4 protein-coding genes are annotated in these 2,551 nt (G+C 66.2%); all 4 read right to left on the bottom strand.

Features of this window, described 5'->3' with window-relative positions; translation table 11 throughout:
• A partial coding sequence (panD, locus tag VJ307_01460; GenBank protein ID HJX72795.1) for an aspartate 1-decarboxylase occupies positions 1 to 305 on the bottom strand: 305 nt, incomplete at its 3' end.
• On the bottom strand, positions 302 to 1,162 hold the full coding sequence (panC, locus tag VJ307_01455) for a pantoate--beta-alanine ligase (protein ID HJX72794.1): 861 nt from the start codon (positions 1,160 to 1,162) through the stop codon (positions 302 to 304). The genes panC and panD, both read right to left, overlap by 4 nt.
• Positions 1,162 to 1,968: a 3-methyl-2-oxobutanoate hydroxymethyltransferase gene (panB, locus tag VJ307_01450; GenBank protein ID HJX72793.1), complete on the bottom strand. Its 807-nt coding sequence runs from the start codon at positions 1,966 to 1,968 to the stop codon at positions 1,162 to 1,164. The genes panC and panB overlap by 1 nt, the downstream gene beginning before the upstream one ends.
• Before the next feature lie 133 nt (positions 1,969 to 2,101).
• Positions 2,102 to 2,551, bottom strand: a 450-nt coding sequence (locus tag VJ307_01445) for a deoxynucleoside kinase (GenBank protein ID HJX72792.1), incomplete at its 5' end; no start/stop codon positions are given.

Here is a 2,551-nt window from a genome sequence, read left to right as displayed (position 1 = left end):
CGGAAGTTCGCCAGTTCCTTCTCGTCGTACGTCGCGTAATTGGCGATGATGATCCGGTCCCCCTTGCTCACCTGGCGCGCGGCGGCGCCGTTCAGGCAGATCACCCCCGAATCGCGCTCCCCCTCGATGACGTAGGTGGAGAACCGGTTCCCGTTGTCGATGTTGTAGATGTGGACCTGTTCGTACTCCACCAGTCCCGCCGACTCCAGGAGCGTCTCGTCGATCGTGATGCTCCCCTCGTAGTGGAGCACCGCCTCCGTCACCGTCGCCCGGTGGATCTTGCACTTGAGCATGGTGCGCATCATGATGCAGCCCCTCCTTCCAGGGTGATGTTGTCGATCAGTCTTGCCGGCCCGACGCGGGCGGCCAATAGGACCGTCATCCGGTCCGAAGGGCCGGAAAGCGGCGCAAGCGTCTCCGGGTCCCTCGCCTCCACGTAATCGAGCGCCGCCCGGGGTTCCGCCCGGATCTCCTTTTCCGCCGCGGCCGTGATCTTCCCCGGGTCCCTCTCCCCCCGCCGGAAGAGGTCCCGCGCCAGGAAAAGCCCGCGGGAGAGGCATCGCGCCGCTTTGCGGTCCTCCCCCTCGAGGTACTTGTTCCGGGAGCTCATGGCCAGCCCGTCCGCCTCCCGGACGATCGGGGCCGCGACGATCTCGATGTCGAAGTCGAGGTCCCGGGCCATCCTCCGGATGACGGCCAGCTGCTGGTAGTCCTTCTCCCCGAAGACCGCCACGTGGGGCTTCCCGACGTGGAAGAGCTTCGCGACCACGGTTGCGACCCCCCGGAAATGGCCGGGGCGCGAATCGCCGCACAGACCGCGCGAGACCTCCCCCACCTCGACGAACGTCTGGTACCCCTCCGGGTAAACATCGCCGGCGCCGGGCATGTACACCGCCGCCGTCCCCGCTTGTTTCAGCATCGCAAGATCGCGCTCCTCGTTCCGCGGGTACCTCTCGTAATCCTCCCCGGGGCCGAACTGGGTCGGGTTGACGAAGAGGGTCGCGCCCACCGCGTCGCACCCGTGTTCCCGGGCGATCCGCACGAGGCTTACGTGCCCCTCGTGCAGGTACCCCATCGTGGGGACGAGCCCGATCCGTTTGCCCGCCGCGCGCTGCGAATCGGCCCACGCCTGCATCTCTCCGGGGCGGCGGAAGATCTCCATCAGAACGAGTGCTCCTTCCCCGGGAATTTCCCCCGCCGCACCTCGTCGGCGTACGCCCGGACGGCGTCCTGCACCGGTTTCTTGAGCTCCCCGAACCGCTTCACGAACTTCGGGCGGAACTCGTCGAAGAGGCCCAGGAGGTCCTGCATCACCAGGACCTGTCCGTCGCAGCGGGGGCCGGCGCCGATGCCGATCGTGGGGATCGCAAGCTCCTCCGTGATCTCCCCCGCGAGGTCGGCGGGGATCCCCTCGAGGACCACCGAGAAGGCCCCGGCCTCCTGCACGGCCCGCGCGTCGTCCCGCAGACGCTGCCGCTGCGCCTCCTCCCTCCCCTGCACCCGGTACCCCCCCATCCGGTGGACCGACTGGGGGGTGAGCCCCACGTGCGCCATCACCGGGATGTCGCACCGGGTGATCGCCCGGATGGCGCCCTCCATGGTGCGCCCCCCCTCGAGTTTGACGGCTTGCGCACCCGCCTGGAGGAGCCGCCCCGCGTTGCGGATCGCCTCTTCCGGTCCCGTCTGGAAGGAGAGGAACGGCATGTCCGCGATCAGGAACGCCCGCCGCGTCCCGCGCGCCGCCGCGCCCGTGTGCCGCACCATGTCCTCCATCGTCACCCCGAGGGTGCTCGGGAGGCCGAGCACCACCTGACCCAGCGAGTCGCCCACGAGGATCGCGTCGACGCCGACGTCGTCGAAGATCCGGGCGAAGAGAGCGTCGTAGGCGGTGATCACCACGATCCGCTCCCCCTTTTCCTTCCACCGGGCGAAATCGAGGATGGTGACCTTGTCCGCGCTTTCCTTCATCGTTTCTCCCGTTCCCCGAATAAAAAAGCCTTCCGGAACCGTTTCCGGAAGGCTGCCGTAACCTCTTCAGCCCGCGGGGGAAAAAAGCGAACAGACCCCCCGCGTTTCCTTACGATTCCGTCTTGGTCCGGTCTTACCTGGATCCCAGCGGTATGTAGTGTTGCGTCCCCCGTTTCACACTCTTGACTTCCCGTACGAGATGTTCAAGGTCGCGGGGACTTTCCACAAAATCGATCTCGCTCGTGCTCACCACCAGGAGCGGAGTCTCGTTGTAGTGGAAGAAATATTCATTATAAGCATCGCTGAGCATCCGGAGGTAGTCAAGGGAAATGTTGCGCTCGTACTCCACGCCGCGCTTCCGGATCCGGGACAGGAGCACCTCCGGGCGGGCCTGCAGATAGATCACCAGATCCGGCCGGGGGACCGTCGGGACGAGCAGCTTGTAGACCATCTCGTAGAGGGAGATCTCGTCCTCCTCCAGGTTCAGATACGCGAAGATCTTGTCCTTGGCCAGCACGTAGTCGGAGACGACCCCCTTCTCGAAGAGGTCCCCCTGGGCGAGATCCCGCTGCTGGCGATACCG

Source organism: Candidatus Deferrimicrobiaceae bacterium (assembly GCA_035256765.1).
In the GTDB taxonomy this organism is placed as follows: domain Bacteria; phylum Desulfobacterota; class Deferrimicrobia; order Deferrimicrobiales; family Deferrimicrobiaceae; genus CSP1-8.
The sequence above is the reverse complement of the archived record's forward strand: the minus strand, read 5'-3'. Positions and strand labels throughout refer to the sequence as shown.

Excerpts from the sequence above, each read along its gene's own strand:
- panC (HJX72794.1), bottom strand. The coding sequence starts at position 1,162 with ATGGAGATCTTCCGCCGCCCCGGAGAGATGCAGGCGTGGGCCGATTCG.
- panB (HJX72793.1), bottom strand. The coding sequence starts at position 1,968 with ATGAAGGAAAGCGCGGACAAGGTCACCATCCTCGATTTCGCCCGGTGG.